An 18,710-nucleotide genomic window follows, 5' to 3' on the forward strand; every position below is an offset into this window, starting at 1 on the left:
AATTACGCAGAATAATTCGGTACTATTGAACATCAGGACTAGAGTTGTGAGTTTGGTGTGGTAACTCAACTGATGGCTCTAGTCCTCTTATTTTTCAAGTCAATTTCTTATCCGCGATTCGGGTTAAATTAACAAACTTAAATGAGGCAAAATTTCCAACTCCCCGAATCATGCAAATGGTCGCCACAAGTTAAAAAGTCTGCAATCAATACAGAAATAAAGCAATTCAATTGTCAGTAGCAAAATAATAATGTTAGATTTTACCTATCCTCTCTTTTCAGGCACATTTCCGACATGCAGGCCATTATTCTTGATACCGAAACGCATACTTTAAATGGTCAACCCATTGAAATTGCCTATGCGCCTGTCGAAATTGTCGACCATAAAATCAGTCTGGATAAAAGCCGCCTGTTTGATCAGCTTTATTCATGCGATGAAGCAATATCTTTTGCCGCCATGGCCGTCCATCATATTCTAGAATCGGATCTGGAAGGTCAGCCACATTACAGCACTTTTAGCCTGCCTGATGAGACCGTCTACATGATCGGACATAATATTGATTATGACATCCGTGCCATTGAAAAATGTGGTGTAGATACTTCAAAAATTAAAGCGATTTGTACTCTGGCTTTAGCACGTCGGGTCTGGCCAGATGCTGAAGCACATAATATTTCTGCACTGATTTATATGATCACCAAAGGTAGCGAAAGAGCGCGTGAAATGATCCGTAAAGCGCATCGTGCCGATATGGATATTATTTTAACTGCCAATATTCTAATGCATATTGTGCACCATTTAAAAATTAACAGTATGCAGGAATTATTCGATGCTTCTGAAGATGCCCGAATTCCACGTACGATTAATTTTGGTAAACATCGCGGCACTGCAATTGCGGAATTACCTGTTGACTATGTGCAATGGCTATTGCGTCAGGATGAACTGGATCCTTATTTACGTAAGGCACTGGAGAATACAGCGATAACGACATTATAGTTTTATCGAAACAAGCATTTGTATTTTAATAAATACTTCATATTAATGTAATTTTCACAGACTATGCTCTAGCTGAATTCAAGCAACAATCTATTCAGCTATGATGCATTTTCATAAAACTCAACGTGGGATCGAGGTACTACAGGATCGCTCCATTCCACTGACCACACGACAACGCTGTCTACTGGTTCTGATCGGCAGCCAGGATTTCAATTTATTAAATGATGGTTTAAAGCAACAACTTGCTCCTGCCAAACTCTTAGAACAACTTCATGCCATGGATTTAATTGTTCCGGCTGGAGCTGGCAATACAGTAAACAATCAAAAACCTGCTGATGTAAAAGCGGATCTAAGAATTGATTTGGCGCACTCCGAGATTCACCGATCGTTAAGTTCATCTAGACCAGTGACTTCAATGAGGAAAGATCTTGATCCTGAGATGGAATCTATCAAAGCACCGCAGAACATTCCATCGACTGAAACAGATTCAGGACATGAACAAAAGCTCCCTGAACTGTACCCCCTCTCTTTTGAAGATCTCAAATATATGATGATGGAAACTTTACAGAAAAATTGTGGCTTGATGGCCAAGCAGCAAATTCAGCATATTTTACAGGCAGCGGATGTGCGCAGTTTGAAGCTTTGCCAAATACAATGGATTACCTCACTTCAGGAAAGCCGCCTTGCTCCCCAGGAATTGAGTCACATTCATAAGCGGATCAATTTTGCTTTAAATCAATTAAAGTAAAATGAAGCTCATAAATAAGAATTTCTTAGTCTTTTAAACTCTTAAATGAGCGGGTTTAACAATGAGGCAGCTTTAATTTTTTAAGATAACCAATTGTTTAATTGAAGTATTTATATCTGACCGGAAATTAAAGCTCGTAATATCAGACTTAAGCGTGATAGCAAAACAATAACAATCCCGCCATATAGTGAGCATAGTCATCCGATTGGATCATGTATATGTCACACTATTTAGAATTCGATGCATTTGATAATCCCATGCAACTCAGCAAAGTCGGAAACTGGGTAATTACTTTTTTAAGTCCGATTGAAGAACCGCAACTTGTGCAACTGGCGATTACCTATGTGCTTCCTCGCCAGATTAGTGATAGTTTGCAACCGCGTCGTGTGCTGATTGAAAAAGCTCCCCTCGAACATCACTGGCTGATTCAAGCCATTGAATGCTTTGACAGCACGACTCGTCAGGAAATTTCTTTAAGCCCTGAACATAGAATAGCTCAACAAACTTTAATGCAAATTTTGCAAGAATTTGAAAAATATGACGTAAATGTAAGACTTAAGTAGATTTAAGTGTTTGCTCCCTCTGTTAATTTTTTGATCAAAATTAAATATCGCTTCAGCCCATCAAGACCCATTACCATGTTGTCATGTGTAGTCTTCGATCTTGAAATACACTTCTACTTACAAGCTGCATAAATCTATAGTCAAGTTCTCAATTACCAACCTATAAAAAACTCACCTTTTGGGTGAGTTTTTTATAGGTTGGATTGCTGATTTCGGATAAATAAGTTCAATTTTTCTCTACCTACCGGAAGTACACTGATAAAATTATTCTATAACACGATAAATATGTGAAGATTGCTGACTTTCAAACAACAGCTCAATGCTTGGCAGAATGGTTTCACCATCAACCACGATATGTTCAATTTTTTTAACCAGTTCAATCGCCTGATGATTATTGTGCTCGACAAAGGAACGCAGCATGGCTTTCGCTTCAATCACTTTGCTAAACTGATCTTTTACCTTGATATCGATCATCTTTGACATTTCTTTTCCTCCTAAATTATCCAGTTTGCAGTTTTTTATACCACACTTAGTCAAACGATTAAGGTTAAAGATGTTAGCGAATTTGGCAATGTAAACTTTTTTATAGGGATGAATTGTGCGAAAAAGAATATTAAGCTAAGTGCAATATTATTTTAGCCAGATATTAAAAAGCTCGCATTTCTGCGAGCTCTGTGTTGGATGGCTAGTGCTAGATCTTTTGTCTGATGATAAACGTCAAACTCAACTAACTGTCATTGATCCGTCCAACTTATCGGTAGCGTCTTCTTGGTTTTACGACCTACCATGAGTTCAATATAGCAGTATTTTTTTAGCCGACAATACCCTTTTACACTTCTGAAAAAAGACTTATACAAGATTCCAATTGTGATTTTTTTAGAGCATATTAAAATATTATTGGCTCGTTTTATTAAAAATTTTCTATTTAAATAAACCTTATTTAATTCTTTGATTTCTAAAATATCATTTCAAGTACGTGACTTACTGTTGAATAGTTAGCTCAATAATTCCTTAATCTCAATAAGATTTTCAAAATTTAAGCTGGAATACTATTTTGGTAGTGTCCAAAAACAACGTATTTTAATCTAGAATAAATTTAAAAATGGCTGAGCAATAAATCCTAAACATGATCATAGAAACGATAAGCTACGTATATACCCGTTGCCAATCAGCAAATATCTATAAGAACGGGCATAATAAAAGTGGGAATGCGCAGTTCAGATGTAAAGATTGCGGTCGATCAAGTGTGCTCAAACCTAAAATCAAATACACAGAAGAGCAAAAAGAACTCATCATCAATACTTATCTTGAGCAAGGTAGTTTAAGAGGCATGCAGCGTCTATTTGGTGTTGCACCTGATACACTTATGGGATGGATAAAAAAAAGTAAAAACAAGGAAAATCAGTGATGAATTGCTAGATGCAGAACCTACAGATGTACTCGAATTGGATGAACTCTGGAGCTTTGTAAAACTCGTCGTCATAAGGTTTGGACTGATTGCACTCTGTCGTCGTACGCGTCAGGTTGTCGCTTATGTAGGTGGTCAGCGTAATGATAAAACATGCACAGATTTACGTTGTCGTATTCCTTCAGACTATTTTAATTTAGCAACATGTAGTGATTATTGGTCAAGTTATGCTGAGGTATTTAATCCTAAGACCCATCGCTCTGTGGGTAAGCATACAGGTTTAACCAACCTTGTTGAGCGGTTCAATGCCACATTAAGAAATCGCTTAGGACGTTTTACACGGAAAACGTTAAGCATTTCGAAAAAGAAAGAAAATTATGAAGCTGTCTTGCATATGTTTTTATTGAAGTACAATCTGGATATGAAAGATAAGTGGATAGCATGTCAGATTTAAGCACTACCCAAAATTCAAGTTAGCCCTGCTGCTCAGTGTTCGCAAATTTTCACAACAAATGAGCAAGATGGATCATCATATTAATACAGATCCTTTAACCGGCCTGTTGAATCGTCGTGGCTTGAATTACGTCATGACTCAAAAAATGAAGATGAACACTCCTTTTTCAGTTGTGTTGATGGATGTAGATCACTTTAAAAAAATTAATGATAATTATGGTCATGATCAGGGTGATATTGTTTTAAAGGATATTACCAATACTATGCAGCGAAAATTTCGAAAAGATGATATTTGCTGCCGTTATGGCGGTGAAGAATTTATCATTATTATATCGAACAGCAATCTAGCCGAAGTTTATGAAAGTGCAGAAAGGTTCAGAAAAGAGATTGCCTGTAAAGAGATTGAGAATATAGGTCATATTACCATTTCGATTGGCATTGCTTCCTGGCCAGACAGCTCTAAAAATATTCTAGAAGTTTTAAAAATTGCTGATAACAATCTGTATCGGGCTAAAAATGAAGGGCGAAACTGTGTTCGTCACTAATTTGATTTATTTTTCAGTTTTAGACAGTGAATAAATGGTGCGCTCAGCGGGACTCGAACCCACGCCACAGGCTTCGGAGACCTGTACTCTATCCAGTTGAGCTATGAGCGCATCTTTTTTTGGATCGCGCACATCATAACAAAAAAAAGCATAAGGTAAAGCAACTATCTCTAACTTCATCATTTTTATGCTTAAGCTTTATACAATGTTCCAAAATAGCAACACAGAATTGCATGTGAATCACTTGGCTTATTTTGTTAGATCACTCACAATATCTCAACTTTTCACCATTTGAGATATTCATGACTGATGCACTGATCTTAAGGGATTTGTCAAAGACCTATCGCAATGGCTTTCAGGCATTGAAAGGAATCAACTTAAATGTACCAGAAGGTGAATTTTATGCGCTACTGGGACCTAATGGCGCAGGCAAATCCACTACCATCGGTATTATCAGCTCATTAACAAAAAAAACATCCGGTACAGTCGAAATTTTTGGTCATAATCTGGACACCCACCCTTCTGAGGCCAAACAATGCCTAGGTGTAGTACCTCAGGAATTCAACTTTGCCCAGTTTGAAAAAACCTTTGATATTTTGGTAACTCAGGCAGGCTATTATGGCATTCCTAAAAAAATTGCACAGGAACGGGCGGAGATTTATCTGACCAAACTGGGTTTATGGGAAAAGCGTTCCATTCAGGCCCGCATGTTATCAGGCGGGATGAAACGCCGCCTCATGATCGCGCGCGCTATGATGCATGAACCTAAACTTCTTATCCTGGATGAACCGACTGCAGGTGTTGATATCGAGCTGCGTCGTTCGATGTGGGAATTCTTGAACGAGATGAATGAAAAAGGCACATCCATCATTCTGACCACGCATTATTTAGAAGAAGCGGAAATGCTGTGTCGCCGCATTGCGATTATTGATCGCGGGGTGATTAAAGAAGACACCACCATGAAAAACTTCTTGAGTCAGCTCAATGAAGAATCGTTTATTTTTGATCTGGCAGAACCGATAGAACCTTTGCATCTGGATATTATCGGCGTGCGTTTTAACCTGATTGATCCGATGACCTTAGAAATTACCATGGACAAGGCGCATAGCATGAACGATCTGTTCCAGTTACTGGAATCACAGAATATTCAGGTGCGCAGTATGCGAAATAAATCCAATCGCCTGGAAGAACTTTTTGTCAAAATGGTCGAAAAAAATCTGGATGGAGCTGCACAATGAATATCAATCAGCTCAGCGTAGCCTTATATACCATTATCCATAAAGAAGTCCGCCGCTTTATGCGCATCTGGCCGCAGACCCTGTTGCCACCAGCCATTACCATGAGCCTGTATTTTGTGATTTTCGGTAACCTGGTCGGCTCACGAATCGGAGAAATGGGCGGCTATAGTTATATGGAGTTCATTGTGCCTGGTCTGATCATGATGGCCGTAATCACCAATAGCTATGCCAACGTGTCTTCGAGTTTTTTCAGCTCAAAATTCCAGAAAAGTATTGAAGAGCTGATCATGAGCCCGGTACCGATGCATGCCATTTTGTGTGGCTATGTGCTGGGCGGTGTAGTGCGCGGAATACTTGTTGCAATCATTGTCAGTGCAATGAGCCTGTTCTTTACCGACTTATATATCACCAACTGGTTTGTGACTATATATACAGTATTGATCACTTCCCTGCTGTTTTCTCTGGGGGGATTTATCAATGCCGTCTATGCCAAATCTTTCGATGATATCTCAATCATCCCGACTTTTGTTTTAACGCCACTGACCTATTTGGGTGGTGTATTTTACGCCATTTCATCTTTAAGTCCGTTCTGGCAAAATTTATCTTTAATTAATCCTGTCGTATATATGGTCAACGCTTTCCGCTATGGCATTTTAGGTCATAGCGATGTCAATGTCAGCGTTTCACTAACAGTGATTACCTTATGTTGTGCCGTGCTGTACGTCGTGGCCTATCATTTACTCTCCCATGGTTCAGGAATGCGTGAATAATGAGTGTAGAACAATCTCTCCTTGGTAAAGACACCAATTACCCGACAGAATATCAGCCTGATGTTCTGTTTCCGATTTCGCGCGCGCCTGCCCGTGAACAATATGCACATGTTGAAGCGATTCAACAAGGCACGGACTGGTGGCATGTTTTTGAAATTTCCTGGTTAAATCTGGCGGGCGTACCGCAAGTTGCGATTGGCCGGATCAGCCTGCCAGCATCTTCGCCAAATCTGATCGAATCTAAATCCTTAAAACTGTACTTTAATAGCCTGAATTTCGCCAAGTTTGAATCTAAAGATGCATTTATCGCAACGGTCGAAAAAGATTTATCTGCTGCGGCCGAAGCTGAGGTCAAACTGGCACTGTTTCCGGTCGATGAATTAGATATCACTAAACCGGAAGGTATCTGTATTGATGAGCTGACACCTGAGCGTCTGGAAAACCATCCTGATGCCAGTTTGTTGGCTCTGGATATGAACGATACAGCAGAAGGTGAAATCCAGCTGTATTCACATTTACTCAGAAGTAATTGTCCAGTCACTGGCCAGCCGGACTGGGGAACAGTTTTTATACGTTTTCAGGGTAAAAAACCTTGTTATAAGAGCATTTTAGCTTATATTATTTCTTACCGTCAGCATAACGGTTTCCACGAACAGTGTGTCGAGCAGATGTTTGCCGATATCTGGCAGCAACTGAAACCGGAAAAGTTGATGGTATACGCAACTTATACACGCCGTGGTGGATTGGATATCAACCCTTGCCGTGTATCAGACTTAACATGGATGCCTCGCCCTATTCGTTTAGCGCGACAATAAAAACATTGAGGTTTAACAATGCCATTTTTTGGGTTTATTCCTTCTGCAGAGCTTTTAAATACAATTCAGACTGCACAACAAAATAAAAATTCAAGTGAACCGCTTTACCCATTGCGTGACAAAACCGCATTAATGATTAATGATGAAATTATTGATGCGATTCTCACCGAACTGGTGCGGCGCTTTCCTGCAAGCGACAAACGCGATACCGCAGAAAAGCTGGCTGGCTATATCAAGTCTACTGTTGCCGTATTACTGAAGCAGTTATTGAGTAAGGCTCCCAATGATGTGGTGAAGCAATCCATTGCTTTTTCTGAGCGCAGTCTGTTTAAAGACCCGGAAGGACATTTCCGTATCGGTGAGTCACTGGATGCCAATCTGGTGACCAACTTAAAACATCATTATGCGGAACTTAAAGCCGGTCAGAGTATCGATAAACAGACCTTCAGCAATCTGTACAAGCAGTTTGGTGAAGCGACAGTACGACATTTTATGATCGACTTTAATAAAACCCTGGATCTTGGCATGATCAAACGCAAGGCAGCAGATATTGGTGCCTCCGCAGTGATCAAGGCCATTAATATGGCAGCAGATAAAATCATTCTGAATCTGAACAAGGATGAGCTGCGCGCCATGGCCGAATATCATGACACTTTGTTCTATACAGAGTAGTTTTGGAGAGCATGAGCTCTGGATTTTCTGTAAATCTTGAGAAATGAGCCTGACTTCGGTCAGGCTTTTTTATGAACAGTGAAATAGCTTGTTACAGATAAGCAGCTTCACAAGACAGACTGCCGCAAAAATAGCCAGTCTTTTGCTATTTTTGTATAAGCGGCTAGGTCTCTTAATCATCCGAATGTTATCTTTAATCCGGCGCTTTAAGCCTCATGATTGAAAAAATTTATCAATCTTTTTCATGGCATGATTCAAATGACATCGCCAGCAACTCATCTAAAAACTGGAAATCGTACCAAGATGTTGAAATCGGATTTTTATAAAAAATTTAAGCAGCTTTCAATCGCATTTACCGCATTCGGTCTCAGCAGCTTTAGTCTGGCCAACGATTTCCAATATCATCCCTCTTATGCAGGTTTTAAGCAGAATACCATGCAGAGCTATGGGCTCAGTGCCCAGCAAGTAGATTCCGCCATGAGCGGTGCGCGCAACCTGCCCAATATCATTAATATCATGAATCGCCCAGGTGAAAGCAAGCCTTGGTATTCGTATAAAACCAACTTCCTGGCTGAATCAACCATTCAGCGCGGGGTACGCTTTAAACAGCAATATGCAGATACGCTTAATCGTGCCGAACAGCAGTTTGGTGTACCGCAATCAATCATTTTAGGCATTTTAGGCGTAGAAACCGGTTTTGGTAGCAACAAAGGCTCTTTTGTCACCCGTGATGCCCTGGCAACATTAGGTTTCGGCTATGAACGTCGTGCCCAGTATTTTCAGGATGAACTGGCTGCCCTGATCGCCTGGTCTTATAAAGATGGTGTTGCACCCTCTTCTGTAGTGGGCTCATATGCCGGAGCTGTCGGCTACCCACAGTTTATGCCAAGCAACATTCCAAAATTCGGTGTGGACTACGATGGCAATGGTCATATTGATCTGCGTAATTCAGCGGTGGATGCGATTGGCTCGATTGCTAACTATCTGGCACAGCATGGCTGGCAACGTAATCAGCCAATTGCCTTTCCCGCACGTTATAACGGTTCAAATCCCGATACAGTGATTGCCAAGGATCTGACCCAGCCTATCCCCTATGGTGTGCTAAAAACTCAAGGCATTAGCCCAATGAATCCGATTGTAAAAATTGATGATCTGGATTTGGTCAATGTAATTCAATTACAAGAGAATTATGGCTCAATTTACTACATCACTTACCCTAATTTTCAAGTGATTACCACTTATAATCGCAGCCGCATGTACGCCACTGCATTGTGGTTATTAGGTACCGAAATTACCAGCCGTTAACACTAAAAATTAATACAAATTGTGAAAGTCAACATTTTTGTGGGTTGATTTGTACATAAATTAATCAATTTTAACACCATGTTACAATATTGGTTATTTATTGATCAACCATTGTTTATTTTGCGTTCTTTTTTTAACTATTTTAATTAAATGCTAGACAGGGTGTTGCTGGCATGAATATTATCCATTTCGTTAAATGTAGTTGCATAAGTTAAATATCAGGCATGTTTACATGGTTATTCAGCCATTTATGAACAACCAATTAGATATGCTGTTAGGAGTTGATTCGATGCATTCTTCAATTTTGAAGTCTTTTATGGCCATTGCCACGATCGTCACGCTGACGCAATCGCAGGCAGATATGGTCCCGTCATCTTCATTTACCAATGAAAATGACCATTCGCGTCTTGCCACGCGAGTATTAAATAAAGAAGCTCAAAGCTTCAATTCAAATTTCACAAATTTAAACAGCCTTTCAATCACTGAGCGTTCTGGCGATAAAGTTCGCCGTGAAACCATTGCAGCGAAAATTGAACTTCCTGCAGAAGAGCCTTCAGTGATTGAAAAACTGAATACAGTGGCTTCCAATACTGTTCGCAAATTCAGTCAGACAGGTACAGCGTCTTGGTATGGTCGTCAATTTCACGGCCGTAAAACTGCAAGCGGTGAAACCTTTGACATGAACGCAATGACGGCTGCTCATCGTAGCTTGCCATTGAACTGCTATATTCGCGTAACCAACCGCAATAACGGCAAAAGCGTAGTGGTTAAAGTTAATGACCGCGGCCCTTTCCATGGTAACCGTGTCGTTGATTTATCTTACGGTGCTGCGAAACAATTAGGTATTACCAGTGCAGGTACTGCAAAAGTCAGTATTGAGCGTGTCGCTGGTCCAAATTCTTAAGATTTGACCTGCAGTACATTTAACAAAAAGCCACAGCAATGTGGCTTTTTTATTGCACTCATTTTGCAGAAGAATACAAATCCCTTTGCTTAACCCTATTTTTAAAGTGATTTGAGGACAATTTTGGTATGCTCATCATGCTGGAAAAATTTACTTGCTAGCATGAATAACTTTTGACCACACCCAGATTCTGCTTTATATTTCCAGACAAGTAAAACGTGTTCATGGAATGGAGCGAATAATGAAAACAATATCTGAATGGTTGGATGAATATAGTGACAGCCATCAAAATAAAACCAACAAGCTGATTCACTGGGTCTGCGTACCGACCATCTATTTTTCGATTATTGGCATTCTGGCGCATTTCAGCGCTTTACTGACAACCCTACTATTAGTATTGGCTTTTATCTTCTATGCACGCCTGGATCTTGTATTGGCAGTTGCCATGGCTACCTTAACCTTAATCATGGCTTGGCTCATCTGGATTTTGCCAGTCGGTGCCAGTTTCTTTATCGCCTTATTTGTCTTCGCCTGGATTGGACAATTTTATGGGCATAAAGTTGAAGGTAAAAAGCCTTCCTTCTTCAAAGACCTCCAATTCCTCCTCATTGGCCCAATTTGGTGCATGGACGCCTATTTAGGTAAAATCCTACCTAAATGGAAATTACGCCACAACAGCGCAATTGTGAGCGTATAAACGCTACATTCGTTTTATCCTATTGGAAGAACTTTATTGATAGGTTCTTCCTTGATGTTTTAACCAGCAATCCCTATTGTCTTGTGCCGGGTCATAATGGGTCAAGTGAATTACCCCACCTTTTGGCTATACTCATATTCGACGAAGAATTCATCCCATCACCTTTTTGAATATTCTGGATACGTGGTGCCAGATCGATATTGTGAGCCACCAGTCAAGTCTGCCCATTCGACAATTCTCAGCATAAATCTCTGATGGTGTGCCCCTTCATTCTCATCTTTCAATAGAGCGATCACCTGAGCTTAAGAACGGACCTGAAGATCACTTTGTCTTTGGTGGAATACCACGTAGATTTTATTGGTGTCATCTTGAGTAGCAACCCATGTTTGCTAGAACATCAGGATTTGGCGCTACTTGTTTTTATTTTGTGTTAAATGGGATAAGTCATTCATTCCAATATCAGCAGCTGAGAGCAAGCCGATGAATTGGGTTAGACCAATATGGGTATTTTTTAACATTATATTTATTCAATACTTTATTTAAGTACTTTCAATCCTGACAATCTTATTTTTTTGAACCAGATCATCTGCTTAAATTTTTCCATTTTAGAGCAAAAAAAGCCCCATCAGAGACGGGGCTTTTTTCTAATTCGTTAGCGAATTATTTTGCAGCAGCCTGAGCAGCAGCAACTTCTTCAGCGAAGCTCATTTCTGCTTTTTTCTCAATGCCTTCACCCACTTCGAAACGAACGAAGTTTGCAACTGTAGTACCAGTTGCTTTAAGAACGTCTGCAACTTTCTTGTCGTTGTCGATAACGTATTGTTGACGTTCAAGAACAACTTCATTCAAGTATTTCTCAACAGAACCTACAACCATCTTCTCAACGATGTTTGCTGGCTTGCCAGATTCAAGTGCTTTCGCTTCAGCAATTTCTTTCTCTTTCGCGATAAGCTCAGCAGAAACGCCTTCAGCATTTACAGCGACTGGGTTGAACGCAGCAACGTGCATTGCCAAGCCTTTACCAGTTGCTTCATCACCAGTGTAAGAAACAACAACACCGATTTTAAGACCGTGTTTGTAAATTGCAAGGTTTTCGCCTTCAACAATTTTCGCACGACGTACTTGGATGTTTTCACCGATTTTTTGAACAAGAGCGATACGCGCTTCTTCAACAGTCGTACCATCTTCTAGTTTCAATTCAGCGATTTGAGCAGGATCAGTTACGTTCGCAGCAAGTGCAGCAGCAGCAACTTTCGCAGAAAAACCAGCAAAGTTTTCGTCTTTCGCAACGAAGTCAGTTTGACAGTTAACTTCTAGAAGAAGTGCTTTGTTGCCGTCTTGAGCAATTGTGATTGCGCCATCAGCAGCAATGTTACCTGCTTTTTTAGCAGCTTTCGCTTGACCAGATTTACGTAGGTTGTCGATCGCTAGTTCAACATCGCCGCCCGCTTCTGTCAAAGCTTTTTTACATTCCATCATTGCAAGACCAGTACGATCGCGCAATTCTTTAACCATGCTTGCTGTAACTGCAGTCATGTTTATCTCCTAAATTCGGTAGAAAATGAATTCTTTTTAGAACAGAAACGGCCCAGAGGAGTTCTCATGGGCCGCCTGCATACATAACGCTTACTTTGCCACCATCACATGTCGCAAAAATGACAAGCTTGCGTCAAACGCATTAAGCCTCAGAAGCTGGAGCTTCTTCTGCTTTAGCTTGTGCATTCGCTTGTGATTGAGCGTATTCTTTACCAGCAAGAATCGCATCAGCCATAGCAGAAGCATACAGTGTTACTGCACGGATCGCATCATCGTTACCCGGAATAACGTAATCTACGTTGTCTGGGTTAGAGTTTGTATCAACGATACCGATTACAGGAATACCAAGGTTCTTCGCTTCTTTGATTGCAATCGCTTCGTGATCAACGTCGATTACGAATAATGCGTCAGGTAAACCACCCATGTTTTTCACGCCGCCAAGACCGCGTTCAAGTTTTTCCATCTCACGAGTACGCTCTAAAGCTTCACGTTTAGTTAGCTTAAGGAAAGTACCGTCTTGAGATTGAGTTTGAAGGTCTTTTAAACGGTTGATAGATTGGCGAAGTGTTTTCCAGTTCGTCAACATACCACCTAACCAGCGGTGATCTACATATGGTTGACCAGCGCGTTGAGCTTGTTCACGGATGATCGCAGAAGCTGCACGTTTAGTACCAACGAACAAAACTTTGTTCTTTTTGCTAGCCAAGTTGTTAGCAAAGTTCAAAGCATCATTTAACGCAGGAACAGTGTGCTCAAGGTTAATGATGTGAATTTTGTTACGCGCACCAAAGATGTATTCACGCATCTTTGGATTCCAGAAACGAGTTTGGTGACCAAAGTGCGCGCCAGCTTGAAGAAGGTCGCGCATGCTTACGTTGTAATCTGCCATTTTCTTTACCTTAAAGTTTGGGTTAGGCCTCCATATACCCGCATTCTCCACCCCAAAGGGCACCCAGAGTAATGTGTCGGTATATGTGCGGATTTTTTTGCCTCATCGCACAAAGCCCGTGAAATTTATTCACGAAAAAGCATTTGATAAAATGGGCGGCTATTTATACCATAGTCACACACAAATTTCCAAAAGTTTTTAGAGATCATGAACAACACTTACCAAGCTCCACGTCGACTCATCAAAACCCCTGACGAAATTGAAAAAATGCGTGTGGCAGGGCGACTGGCGGCAGAAGTATTGGATATGATCAAACCGCATATTGTTCCGGGTGTAACTACTCTGGAACTTGATACGATTTGTCATGACTATATCGTCAATCAGCAACAGGCGATTCCGGCATGCTTGGGCTATGGCGCTGCACCGGGTCGACCTGCCTTCCAACATTCAATTTGTACTTCTGTGAACCACGTAGTATGTCACGGCATCCCATCAGACAGTAAAAAACTAAAAAAAGGTGACATCCTGAACATTGATGTGACCGTGATCAAAGATGGCTACCACGGTGACACCAACATGATGTATATCGTCGGTGGTGAAACCACCATTCTCGCCAACCGTCTATGTAAAGTAGCGCAAGAAGCCATGTATCGGGGTATCGAAACTGTAAAACCGGGTTCAACCATTGGTGATATTGGTCATGCCATTCAGCAGTATGTTGAATCCGAACGTTTTGGTGTAGTACGTGAATATTGTGGTCATGGGATTGGCACGACTTTCCATGATGAACCGCAAGTCCTGCATTATGGTCAACCAGAAACCGGTATGGTACTTGAAGAAGGCATGACCTTTACCATTGAACCGATGGTCAATGGCGGCGACTGGAAAACCAAATTACTGGGTGATAAATGGACGGTGGTCACCAAAGACCATTCCTTATCGGCACAATATGAACACACACTTCTAGTGACTAAAACTGGCGTGGAAATTTTGACAGCACGCCCGGATGAAGATTTGTCACGCTTCACTGCATAACTACAACTGTAACGCAGTAAAATGGCCACTTTAAAGTGGCCATTTTTATTTTATAATTCATAAATTGTGATAATTTGACTAGGTGTATAAAGATTTTTAGTTCTGCCCTTTTAGCATCGAAGTTCAAGATAAAGGTCAGTCAATACACCATTTTCTCCTTAAAGTTTTCCAAATTCTTTTGCCCTAACTGCACCATTTTAGGCTAAGATAATGTGCTTTTTATTTTTTAATCCCTATAAGAAGGAATACTGCCGTGGACGTACGTCTCTCTGATCGTGTAAATGCCATCAAACCGTCCCCAACGCTTGCTGTGACCAATAAGGCCGCTGAATTAAAAGCTGCTGGTCATAATGTCATTGGTTTGGGCGCAGGTGAACCAGATTTTGACACACCGCAACACATCAAAGATGCAGCAATTGCAGCGATTAACAACGGTTTCACTAAATACACCGCTGTTGACGGTACGCCAGGTCTAAAAAAAGCAATTATTGCTAAATTTAAACGTGACAACAATCTAGATTACGCAGCAAACCAGATCCTGGTTTCTTGTGGTGGTAAACAGTCTTTCTTTAACCTGGCGCTTGCTTTGTTAAACAAAGGTGATGAAGTGATTATCCCTGCTCCTTTCTGGGTAAGCTACCCAGATATGGTGATTATCGCTGAAGGGGTTCCTGTTATTGTGAAATGTGGTGAAGAACAACGTTTCAAAATCACACCTGAACAATTAGAAGCTGCTATCACTGACAAAACTCGTTTAGTGGTATTGAACAGCCCATCTAACCCGACTGGCATGATCTACACCAAAGAAGAACTTCTTGCTTTGGCTGACGTACTTCGTAAATATCCAGAAGTGTTGATCGCATCGGATGATATGTACGAACCAATCCGCTGGGAAGACGAGTTCTACAACATCGCAACTGTTGCACCTGACCTTTATGACCGTACCATTGTATTGAATGGTGTATCTAAAGCGTATGCAATGACTGGCTGGCGTATTGGCTATGCAGCGGGTCCTGCCAAGCTGATCGGCGCGATGAAGAAAATCCAGTCTCAATCGACTTCTAACCCGACTTCAATTTCGCAAGTTGCTGCAGAAGCTGCATTGAATGGTCCTCAAGACGTACTTGAGCCAATGATTGAAGCATTTAAACGTCGTCATGACCTAGTTGTGAAAGGTTTGAATGACATCAAAGGTATTTCTTGTCTTCCTGCTGATGGTGCATTCTATGCATACGCAAACATCAAACCATTAATTCGTGCCAAAGGTCTTAAATCTTGCACAGAATTCTCTGCATGGTTACTGGAAGAAACTGGTGTTGCAGTAGTTCCTGGTGATGCATTCGGTCTAGGCGGTTTCATGCGTATCTCTTATGCAACTGCCGACGAAGTACTGGTTGATGCACTTGCACGTATCAAGAAAGCTGCTGATTCTATCGAAGGCGTAGATGAAGCAATTGCTTCAATCGAAGCTGAAAAAGCTGCTCAATAATCTGATTGAAACAGCAGATTTGAAAAACCCGCGAACTTCGCGGGTTTTTTTATGTGCTACGAATATAATGTCGGTACTTTAGGCCCAAGCATAGTAAACATAAACAAGCAGCGACTGTATAAGCAATGGCAAGCATCCACCAAAAGCCATGTATTCCCAAGGGATTGAAACCAATATTCATAAATGAAATGGGATGATAGGCAATATACCAGCCACCACCCAGACCAAGCACCAAAACTGTACCTGTAAAAATAAACATGGGCAACACCACTTCTTTCCAGCAGCGCAGCATATTTACACTAATCACCAGAATGGCATCAAAGATATGCATCCAACACACCAGCATCATCAAACTGAATGCCACAGCCAATACCTGCTGGTCACCACTAAATAAAGCAATAATCCAACCTTGAAATATCCACACAAAACTAGCGAGGCACAATCCAATCGACAGAACAACTACCACTGCTTTTTTGCTTAATTGCCATGCTGAATCAATATGTTCTGCGCCAATTTTCGTGGATACCAAAATACTAAAGGCAGATCCCATTGACAGCGGCACCATGAACATCAATCCCATCAGACCCAGCATAATTTGATGAGAATTTATAATAATATTACCCAAAGGTAAAATCAGCAGTGCAATCGCACTTACTGCAAATACATCCACAAACGTGACAATACCATTCGGCACACCAATTCTGAGAATTTTAACTAAGGTAGCCCAATGTAAAAATGTGCCTGACCATTGAATTTTTAATTTTTTCTCTAGAAATACAAAATAATAAACAAATAAAAATAACCACTGTATAACCAAACTTGAAATGAAAGCACCTTGCACACCATAAGCAGCGATATAACCTTCAACACCAAAAATCAAGCAATACCCTAATATAACCTTGAAGATCAAATACAAAATATTGGCATAAAATACACGTTTAGCCTGCCCACAAGTTTGCGTCAGAATATATAAAATACGTAATAAAAGATGGCCGGGAATTATCCATGCCATTAACAACAAACATGGTCTAATCAGGGCTTGCAGTTCATCATCGGCTTTTAAAAGATTCAATAAAGGTGTGGCATGGGTAAATAACCAAGCAGCCAAAACAGACAGTGCAAGTACGACCAAAATACCTTGTTTCACAATCCGCTGTAGATCAGGAAAAGCTTGACGCCCCTTGGCTTCAGCCAGTTCTTGCATCATGCCTTGCAGGATTCCGACACCTGAAACAAAACACAATGAATAAATTGAAAGACACACAGCCATAGCAGCAACATGCTGAGGTGAAAAATGTGACAGGAAAATCACATCGAATAAACCACTTAGCATAATAATGGCATTACTTAAAAAAATAGGCACCCAAAGATGCAAAAACTGTTTCATTTCCCCATCACTCAATTTTTTATTCTTTTATAAAGATTCGTTTTTTGGCAGATTATTGAAATCTGAGATCTATCATTAGAAATATATACCAGTATCATGCTAAAAATCTTTAAATTTATTATTTTTATAAAAGAATTTGCTCAATAGCATTCATTTTAATTATGACGAATACACACTTTATGATGACCGCAACTTGCTATTATCGATGTTTCACTTTTAAATAAAGCTCAGGCAACCTAAGAATAATTACAGGAAAAGCAGAATGAATCCAAAAGAAATGAGCGGTTTGGCCTTATTACAAGCGATGCGGAATGGGGAAATTCCAGCAGCCAGTATTAGCGAAACCATGTCGATGCAACCCACTGTGATTGAAAGCGGTCATGTCGAATTTAAGGTCAAAGCCGATCATCGGCATTTAAATCCTTTAGGCGGCGTACATGGTGGTTTCGCTGCAACCGTTTTGGACACCGTGACAGGCTGTGCGATTCACACTCTACTCGAAGCAGGGGTCAGTTATGGCACAATTGATTTAAATATTAAAATGTGCCGTCCGATTCCTCGAGACCAGCAGCTCAAAGCGATCGGAAAATCAATTAATCTCAGTAAGAATTTAGGGATTTCTGAAGGTCAGATTCTGGATGAAGAAGGTCGCCTGTATGCCCACGCCACCGCGACCTGTATGATTATTCGTACTGAAGAAAAATGAATAGTCTATACAATCCATCCGATACTTTATTTAAATAATACTGCTTTTCGCCTGCCCTGCTTCAACAAATGACAAGCGTGGTCGGCTTAGCCCCCGAAACTCAAAATAATGTTTGGAAACATTGGCTAACTCCACCTCTTGGGTTTGGGTTGCTGATGCTTGCCATGCTTTAGACTGATTGCTACCCGTCAAAAGATTGCCTGAAATGGCATAAATAAACAGGTCTTTGCTTTGCTCTTTCAGATAATCTGCATTCAGGAAAACTTCAAAATTAAATTGACGTTCAGTTTCTACTAACCATTTTTCTGCAAACCACAATTGCAGCAAATCACCTAGATACAAGGATTTTTGCGCCAAGGGCCACAGGGTGATATGAGCATCCGTAACAGGAATATAATACTGTGCTGGATCGGCAATAATCTGCAGATAGTTTTCTTGATAATAAGCGAGTTGAGAGAAAATTTGAGGGATGTTGAGCGTATTCATTCGCTGTCTCCGGTTTAGCCATTTTTGTGCTGGCAAGTAGGTTTAAATCCACACTGTTTGACCATTTGGTC

The 18,710-nt window shown here is 40.6% G+C and carries 20 protein-coding genes, 1 tRNA gene and 2 pseudogenes; 16 read left to right on the forward strand and 7 right to left on the reverse strand.

Features of this window, described 5'->3' with window-relative positions; translation table 11 throughout:
* Positions 1-294: 294 nt before the first annotated feature.
* From KUG37_RS10170 to KUG37_RS10180, 3 genes are all read left to right on the forward strand, one after another.
* Positions 295-993, forward strand: a complete 699-nt coding sequence (locus tag KUG37_RS10170; protein WP_216935334.1) for a DUF3820 family protein — start codon at positions 295-297, stop codon at positions 991-993.
* A 100-nt stretch (positions 994-1,093) separates the two neighbouring features.
* On the forward strand, positions 1,094-1,741 hold the full coding sequence (locus KUG37_RS10175) for a hypothetical protein (RefSeq protein WP_216935336.1): 648 nt from the start codon (positions 1,094-1,096) through the stop codon (positions 1,739-1,741).
* 218 nt (positions 1,742-1,959) lie between these two features.
* Positions 1,960-2,304, forward strand: coding sequence for a hypothetical protein (locus tag KUG37_RS10180; protein WP_216935338.1), 345 nt, complete (start codon positions 1,960-1,962; stop codon positions 2,302-2,304).
* Between the two features lie 264 nt (positions 2,305-2,568).
* On the opposite strand, the gene KUG37_RS10185 is transcribed toward KUG37_RS10180, so the two are convergent.
* Positions 2,569-2,787, reverse strand: coding sequence for a hypothetical protein (locus tag KUG37_RS10185; RefSeq protein WP_216935339.1), 219 nt, complete (start codon positions 2,785-2,787; stop codon positions 2,569-2,571).
* 643 nt (positions 2,788-3,430) lie between these two features.
* Between KUG37_RS10185 and KUG37_RS10190 the strand changes: the two genes are divergently transcribed.
* From KUG37_RS10190 to KUG37_RS10200, 3 genes and pseudogenes are all read left to right on the forward strand, one after another.
* Entirely contained in the window at positions 3,431-3,712 is a 282-nt protein-coding gene (locus KUG37_RS10190) for an IS1 family transposase (protein WP_216935340.1), read from the forward strand.
* Between the two features lie 4 nt (positions 3,713-3,716).
* The gene (locus tag KUG37_RS10195; protein WP_216935341.1) at positions 3,717-4,166 is read left to right on the forward strand and encodes an IS1 family transposase; all 450 of its coding nucleotides are present in this window, start codon (positions 3,717-3,719) and stop codon (positions 4,164-4,166) included.
* A gap of 10 nt (positions 4,167-4,176) precedes the next feature.
* Positions 4,177-4,710: pseudogene (locus KUG37_RS10200) on the forward strand (GGDEF domain-containing protein); the annotation flags it as partial.
* A 35-nt stretch (positions 4,711-4,745) separates the two neighbouring features.
* On the opposite strand, the gene KUG37_RS10205 reads toward KUG37_RS10200, so the two are convergent.
* Positions 4,746-4,821: transfer RNA gene (locus KUG37_RS10205), tRNA-Arg, on the reverse strand.
* A gap of 191 nt (positions 4,822-5,012) precedes the next feature.
* On the opposite strand from KUG37_RS10205, the gene KUG37_RS10210 reads away from it, so the two are divergent.
* The 7 genes from KUG37_RS10210 (at position 5,013) to KUG37_RS10240 (ending at position 11,111) form a co-directional block, all read left to right on the forward strand.
* Positions 5,013-5,948, forward strand: coding sequence for an ABC transporter ATP-binding protein (locus KUG37_RS10210; RefSeq protein ID WP_216935342.1), 936 nt, complete (start codon positions 5,013-5,015; stop codon positions 5,946-5,948).
* Positions 5,945-6,718: an ABC transporter permease gene (locus tag KUG37_RS10215; protein ID WP_216935343.1), complete on the forward strand. Its 774-nt coding sequence runs from the start codon at positions 5,945-5,947 to the stop codon at positions 6,716-6,718. The genes KUG37_RS10210 and KUG37_RS10215 overlap by 4 nt, the downstream gene beginning before the upstream one ends.
* A complete protein-coding gene (queF, locus tag KUG37_RS10220; RefSeq protein WP_216935344.1) occupies positions 6,718-7,533 on the forward strand; it encodes an NADPH-dependent 7-cyano-7-deazaguanine reductase QueF in 816 nt (271 codons plus the stop codon). Before KUG37_RS10215 ends, queF begins: the two co-directional genes overlap by 1 nt.
* A gap of 18 nt (positions 7,534-7,551) precedes the next feature.
* A complete protein-coding gene (locus KUG37_RS10225) occupies positions 7,552-8,205 on the forward strand; it encodes a hypothetical protein (protein ID WP_216935346.1) in 654 nt (217 codons plus the stop codon).
* A 303-nt stretch (positions 8,206-8,508) separates the two neighbouring features.
* Complete coding sequence (gene mltB / locus KUG37_RS10230; RefSeq protein WP_216935434.1) at positions 8,509-9,510, forward strand: lytic murein transglycosylase B; 1,002 nt, start codon at positions 8,509-8,511, stop codon at positions 9,508-9,510.
* 289 nt (positions 9,511-9,799) lie between these two features.
* A complete protein-coding gene (locus tag KUG37_RS10235) occupies positions 9,800-10,414 on the forward strand; it encodes a septal ring lytic transglycosylase RlpA family protein (RefSeq protein WP_216935348.1) in 615 nt (204 codons plus the stop codon).
* Positions 10,415-10,655: 241 nt separating this feature from the next.
* Positions 10,656-11,111 carry a DUF962 domain-containing protein gene (locus KUG37_RS10240; RefSeq protein ID WP_216935350.1) on the forward strand — a complete coding sequence of 152 codons (456 nt, stop codon included), beginning with the start codon at positions 10,656-10,658 and terminating at the stop codon, positions 11,109-11,111.
* 33 nt (positions 11,112-11,144) lie between these two features.
* Here KUG37_RS10240 and KUG37_RS14895 read toward each other — a convergent pair.
* The 3 genes and pseudogenes from KUG37_RS14895 to rpsB all read right to left on the reverse strand — a co-directional run bounded on the left by KUG37_RS14895 (position 11,145) and on the right by rpsB (position 13,536).
* A pseudogene (locus tag KUG37_RS14895) lies at positions 11,145-11,265 on the reverse strand (DUF3465 domain-containing protein).
* Positions 11,266-11,771: 506 nt separating this feature from the next.
* A complete protein-coding gene (gene tsf / locus KUG37_RS10250; protein WP_216935352.1) occupies positions 11,772-12,647 on the reverse strand; it encodes a translation elongation factor Ts in 876 nt (291 codons plus the stop codon).
* Positions 12,648-12,789: 142 nt separating this feature from the next.
* Positions 12,790-13,536: a 30S ribosomal protein S2 gene (gene rpsB / locus KUG37_RS10255; RefSeq protein ID WP_216935354.1), complete on the reverse strand. Its 747-nt coding sequence runs from the start codon at positions 13,534-13,536 to the stop codon at positions 12,790-12,792.
* Between the two features lie 207 nt (positions 13,537-13,743).
* On the opposite strand from rpsB, the gene map reads away from it, so the two are divergent.
* Both map and KUG37_RS10265 read left to right on the forward strand, forming a co-directional pair.
* Positions 13,744-14,571 (forward strand): type I methionyl aminopeptidase, encoded by an 828-nt coding sequence (gene map / locus KUG37_RS10260; protein WP_216935356.1) that lies wholly within the window; start codon positions 13,744-13,746, stop codon positions 14,569-14,571.
* Positions 14,572-14,824: 253 nt separating this feature from the next.
* A complete protein-coding gene (locus KUG37_RS10265) occupies positions 14,825-16,060 on the forward strand; it encodes a pyridoxal phosphate-dependent aminotransferase (RefSeq protein WP_216935358.1) in 1,236 nt (411 codons plus the stop codon).
* A 49-nt stretch (positions 16,061-16,109) separates the two neighbouring features.
* Here KUG37_RS10265 and KUG37_RS10270 read toward each other — a convergent pair whose 3' ends face one another.
* Positions 16,110-17,447 (reverse strand): MATE family efflux transporter, encoded by a 1,338-nt coding sequence (locus tag KUG37_RS10270; protein ID WP_216935361.1) that lies wholly within the window; start codon positions 17,445-17,447, stop codon positions 16,110-16,112.
* A gap of 262 nt (positions 17,448-17,709) precedes the next feature.
* Between KUG37_RS10270 and KUG37_RS10275 the strand changes: the two genes are divergently transcribed.
* Entirely contained in the window at positions 17,710-18,153 is a 444-nt protein-coding gene (locus KUG37_RS10275) for a PaaI family thioesterase (RefSeq protein ID WP_216935363.1), read from the forward strand.
* Between the two features lie 30 nt (positions 18,154-18,183).
* Here KUG37_RS10275 and KUG37_RS10280 read toward each other — a convergent pair whose 3' ends face one another.
* On the reverse strand, positions 18,184-18,639 hold the full coding sequence (locus tag KUG37_RS10280; protein WP_216935364.1) for a hypothetical protein: 456 nt from the start codon (positions 18,637-18,639) through the stop codon (positions 18,184-18,186).
* Between the last annotated feature and the right edge of the window lie 71 nt (positions 18,640-18,710).

Source organism: Acinetobacter sp. BY419 (assembly GCF_019038395.1).
Lineage (GTDB): Bacteria > Pseudomonadota > Gammaproteobacteria > Pseudomonadales > Moraxellaceae > Acinetobacter.

Bases quoted from the DNA above. Each gene is read 5' to 3' on its own strand.
- KUG37_RS10240 (WP_216935350.1), top strand. From the start codon at position 10,656: ATGAAAACAATATCTGAATGGTTGGATGAATATAGTGACAGCCATCAA.
- tsf (WP_216935352.1), bottom strand. From the start codon at position 12,647: ATGACTGCAGTTACAGCAAGCATGGTTAAAGAATTGCGCGATCGTACT.
- mltB (WP_216935434.1), top strand. From the start codon at position 8,509: ATGTTGAAATCGGATTTTTATAAAAAATTTAAGCAGCTTTCAATCGCA.
- KUG37_RS10185 (WP_216935339.1), bottom strand. From the start codon at position 2,787: ATGTCAAAGATGATCGATATCAAGGTAAAAGATCAGTTTAGCAAAGTG.
- KUG37_RS10225 (WP_216935346.1), top strand. From the start codon at position 7,552: ATGCCATTTTTTGGGTTTATTCCTTCTGCAGAGCTTTTAAATACAATT.
- KUG37_RS10180 (WP_216935338.1), top strand. From the start codon at position 1,960: ATGTCACACTATTTAGAATTCGATGCATTTGATAATCCCATGCAACTC.
- KUG37_RS10280 (WP_216935364.1), bottom strand. From the start codon at position 18,639: ATGAATACGCTCAACATCCCTCAAATTTTCTCTCAACTCGCTTATTAT.
- KUG37_RS10190 (WP_216935340.1), top strand. From the start codon at position 3,431: ATGATCATAGAAACGATAAGCTACGTATATACCCGTTGCCAATCAGCA.
- KUG37_RS10235 (WP_216935348.1), top strand. From the start codon at position 9,800: ATGCATTCTTCAATTTTGAAGTCTTTTATGGCCATTGCCACGATCGTC.
- queF (WP_216935344.1), top strand. From the start codon at position 6,718: ATGAGTGTAGAACAATCTCTCCTTGGTAAAGACACCAATTACCCGACA.
- rpsB (WP_216935354.1), bottom strand. From the start codon at position 13,536: ATGGCAGATTACAACGTAAGCATGCGCGACCTTCTTCAAGCTGGCGCG.
- map (WP_216935356.1), top strand. From the start codon at position 13,744: ATGAACAACACTTACCAAGCTCCACGTCGACTCATCAAAACCCCTGAC.
- KUG37_RS10170 (WP_216935334.1), top strand. From the start codon at position 295: ATGCAGGCCATTATTCTTGATACCGAAACGCATACTTTAAATGGTCAA.
- KUG37_RS10210 (WP_216935342.1), top strand. From the start codon at position 5,013: ATGACTGATGCACTGATCTTAAGGGATTTGTCAAAGACCTATCGCAAT.
- KUG37_RS10215 (WP_216935343.1), top strand. From the start codon at position 5,945: ATGAATATCAATCAGCTCAGCGTAGCCTTATATACCATTATCCATAAA.
- KUG37_RS10270 (WP_216935361.1), bottom strand. From the start codon at position 17,447: ATGAAACAGTTTTTGCATCTTTGGGTGCCTATTTTTTTAAGTAATGCC.
- KUG37_RS10175 (WP_216935336.1), top strand. From the start codon at position 1,094: ATGATGCATTTTCATAAAACTCAACGTGGGATCGAGGTACTACAGGAT.
- KUG37_RS10275 (WP_216935363.1), top strand. From the start codon at position 17,710: ATGAATCCAAAAGAAATGAGCGGTTTGGCCTTATTACAAGCGATGCGG.